Genomic DNA, 3,486 nt, shown 5'->3' on the forward strand with positions numbered 1-3,486 from the left:
GTAGTGGGGGGTGCGGGATCCGTACAGGAGCCGGTCGGGCGGGACGGTCTCCAGCGCGTCGGGGGAGTTGAGCAGGCGCGTCGAGGTGTGGAACCCGGGCTCGTCGGCGGCCACGACGAGGAAGTCGCCGAGGTGGTAGAAGTGCGTGTCGAGGAAGACCACCGTCGCCTCCAGCCCGGCGAACGGCTGCCAGAACCTCCGCACGTCGCCGCCGGTCAGCACGACCAGGCCAAGCCCGGCCGCCTTGCGAGCGACGTGCCGCACCGACGGGAAGCCCGCCTCGACGCCCTGCTCGTCCGGGAAGAGCCTGATCGCCCGCACGCCCAGCTCGGCGAGCCGGTCGATCTCGCGCACGGCGCCGATGGGGTCGCGCAGGTCCACGGCGCCGACGGGGACGACGCCGTCGAGCGCCAGCACCTCGTCGTTGCCGGAGGGCACGTCGAACAGGGCGGCCCGCAGTGACGCGACCGCGCCCGAGCGGATACGGTGGGCGGCCAGGACGTCCAGCACCGACTCGGGCGTGCCCGGCGGCCCCTCACGATCGGGGTGGGCGCCGACCAGCACGTCCACGTCGAGGGTCACCTCGAGGTCGCCGACCAGCTTGCGCGCGTCGAACGCGGTCACGTCCGCCTCCCTTGACTCGTGGCGGACAGCACATTACGGTCTGGGCCAAAATCCGGCAAGAGCGCCTTGACCGGTGCTCGTGCAAGAGGCTAATTTCGGTCTGTGCCGGAATTAGTGATGGACGTCCACCGGCTCGTCGGGCCCGTGCCGTTCGACGACCTGCCGCAGGACCCGCGGCCCGAGATGGACCGCCTGGGCATCCATCGGGCCTGCGTCACCCACGCCCTCAGCCTCTACTCCGACGTCCGCGCCGGCAACGAGGCCCTGCTCGCCCTGCGCGACCCGCGGCTGCTGCCGGTGCCCGTGCTGCTGCCGGCGGCGGGCGAGCCCGTGCCGGACCTGGACGTGCCCATGGTCCGGCTCTGCCCCGCCCGCCACCGCTTCGACCTCACCGGGCCCACCGCCGTACGCCTGCTCGCGCGGCTCGGCGTCACGGCGGCCGTCGAACTCGACGAGACCTCGTCGAAAGAGCTGCTCGAACTGGCCCGGATGTTGCCCGGCCAGCGCCTGCTGCTGCTCAACCCCGGCTACCGGCGGCTGCGCGCCGTCGCCGAGCTCATGGCCGAGATCCCGGAGCTCTGGGTGGAGATCGGCACCGTCAACACCCAGCGCGGCGTCGAATGGCTGGCCGGGCGCTTCGGGGCCGAGCGGCTGGTCTTCGGCACCGGCGCCCCCGTCCTGGACGACTGCGGCCCCCGCTTCCTGCTCGACCACCTGGAGCTGCCCCAGGCCGACATCGACCTGATCGCCGCCGGCGGCAGCCTCCTCGGGGACGTCCGATGATCCTGGACGCGCACGGGCACCTCGGCACCTGGCCTGACTTCCTCATCCCCGACCCGTCCGCCGACGGCATGGTCTCCCTCATGGACCGCCTCGGCATCGACGCCATCGGGATCAGCCACCTGCTCGCCGTCGGTCCCTCAGCCGAGGAGGGGAACCGGCTGGCGTTCGCCGCCGCCGAACGCCACCCCGGCCGGTTCGGCGTCTGGCAGGTGTACAATCCCCACCAGCGCAACCGGCTGACCGGCCAGGGCGTGTGGGGCGTCAAGATCCATCCGGACGTGCACGAGTGCCCCCTCGACGACCGCCGCTACGACCCCGTCTGGGAGCTCGGCCTGCCCGTCCTCGCCCACGGCCAGACCGGCTCGCCGTGGAGCGACCCCGCGCTCTTCGCCGCCGTCGCGCGGCGGCACCCCGAGGTGCCGCTGCTGCTCGGGCACGCCGGGCTGTGGCCGAACGGCTTCCACCGCGCCGCCGAGCTGGCGGGGCCGAACCCGAACGTGCACCTGGAGATCTGCGGCTCCAGGATGACCGGCCGGTGGATCGCCCGCCTGGCCGCCCTGATCGGCGCCGACCGCGTCGTCTACGGCTCCGACTCCTGCTTCCTCGACCTGCGGACCGGCTTCGGCCGCGTCGCCCTGGCCCCGCTCGACGACGCCGACCGGGCCCTCATCCTCGGCGGCAACCTCGCTCGCCTGCTGGAAGGACGCCTGCCATGACGCTCGCCATCCACGGCGGCACCCCCGTACGCACCGCGCCCTGGCCGTCCTGGCCGCCGCCGCTCGACGACGCCCAGCGCGAACGGGTCACCGCCGTCCTGGACAGCGGCCTGTGGGGCGCCACGCAGGGCGGCACGGCCTGCGCGGAGCTGGCCGACTCGTTCGCGCGCCGCTCGGGCGTCCCGTACGGCGTCACCGTCGGCAACGCGACCCTGGGCCTGTTCGCGGCGCTGCGGGGCCTCGGCGTGGGACGCGGTGACGAGGTGATCGTGCCGGCCTACACGTTCGTGGCCTCCGCCACGGCCGTCCTGCTCACCGGGGCCACCCCCGTGATCACGGACGTCGACCCGGCCGACCTGCACCTGTCCGCGGAGGCGGCGGAGGCGGCCGTCACCGGGCGCACGGCCGCGATCATGCCGGTGCACCTCGCGGGCAGCCCCGCCGACATGGACGCCCTGAACGCGCTCGCCGCCCGCCACGGCCTGGCCGTGGTGGAGGACGCGGCCCAGGCGCACGGCGCGACGTACCGGGACCGGCCGGTCGGCGGGCTCGGCGACGCGGGCGTCTACAGCTTCCAGGCCAGCAAGGCGATGACGGCGGGGGAGGGCGGGCTCGTCGTCTGCCGCGACGAGGAGGTGCACGAGGCCGTCTGGTCGGTCTGCAACCTCGGCCGCCGCCGCGGCGGCGAGTGGTACGGCCACCCCGGGCTCGGCTGGAACCTCCGGCTGACGGAGATCCAGGCCGCCCTCCTGCTGCCCTGGCTGGACCGCCTCGACGCGGAGATCGACCGCAGGAACGCCTTCTGCGCGGCCGTCGAACGCGAGCTGACCACCATCCCCTGGCCCGGCACGCCGCCGTCGGCCTCCCGCACCTCCGACCGGGAGACCGGCCTGGTGACGGAGACTCCGCCGGAGGACCGGCGTGAGACCGGGAGAGGGGTGACGACCGTTCCACCGGAGGCCGGGAGTGCCGCGGGCGGGCCGGTGACGGTGGTGCCGCAGCCGGAGGGCACGACGCGGGACTCCCGGCACCTGCTCATGCTCCGCGTGCACGCGCCCTTCGACCGGTCGTTCGTGCTGGCGGCGATGGCCGCGGAGGGCGTGCCACTCGACGGCGGCTACCCGCCGCTCGGCGGCATGGCGGCGCTGGTCGAGGCGGGCGCCCGCGTGGAGCCCTGCCCGGCCGCCGAGGCCGCCGCCCGCGACGTGCTCTGGGTCCGCCAGTCGATGCTCATGGACGACCCGTCGAACGCCGCCCACATCGCCGAGGCCCTCACCAAGGTCCTCGCCCACGCCCCCTGACGCCCACCGCGTCCGGACGGGATACGCCGCGTCCGGCTGGACGGTGGGGGAGGGCCGGGCGG

General features: G+C 74.7%; 4 protein-coding genes. 3 read left to right on the forward strand and 1 reads right to left on the reverse strand.

Annotated features, from left to right (window positions below):
* On the reverse strand, window positions 1-624 hold a 624-nt coding region (locus C1J01_RS47020), incomplete at its 3' end, for an amidohydrolase family protein (RefSeq protein ID WP_181449355.1).
* 102 nt (window positions 625-726) lie between these two features.
* On the opposite strand from C1J01_RS47020, the gene C1J01_RS47025 reads away from it, so the two are divergent.
* The 3 genes from C1J01_RS47025 to C1J01_RS47035 are packed head-to-tail and all read left to right on the forward strand — an operon-like array spanning window position 727 to window position 3,424.
* Entirely contained in the window at window positions 727-1,407 is a 681-nt protein-coding gene (locus C1J01_RS47025) for an amidohydrolase family protein (RefSeq protein WP_146616012.1), read from the forward strand.
* Entirely contained in the window at window positions 1,404-2,123 is a 720-nt protein-coding gene (locus C1J01_RS47030; RefSeq protein WP_111185542.1) for an amidohydrolase family protein, read from the forward strand. Before C1J01_RS47025 ends, C1J01_RS47030 begins: the two co-directional genes overlap by 4 nt.
* On the forward strand, window positions 2,120-3,424 hold the full coding sequence (locus C1J01_RS47035) for a DegT/DnrJ/EryC1/StrS family aminotransferase (protein WP_111185544.1): 1,305 nt from the start codon (window positions 2,120-2,122) through the stop codon (window positions 3,422-3,424). The genes C1J01_RS47030 and C1J01_RS47035 overlap by 4 nt, the downstream gene beginning before the upstream one ends.
* Window positions 3,425-3,486: the final 62 nt, after the last annotated feature.

Source organism: Nonomuraea aridisoli (genome assembly GCF_003236395.1).
GTDB lineage: Bacteria > Actinomycetota > Actinomycetes > Streptosporangiales > Streptosporangiaceae > Nonomuraea > Nonomuraea aridisoli.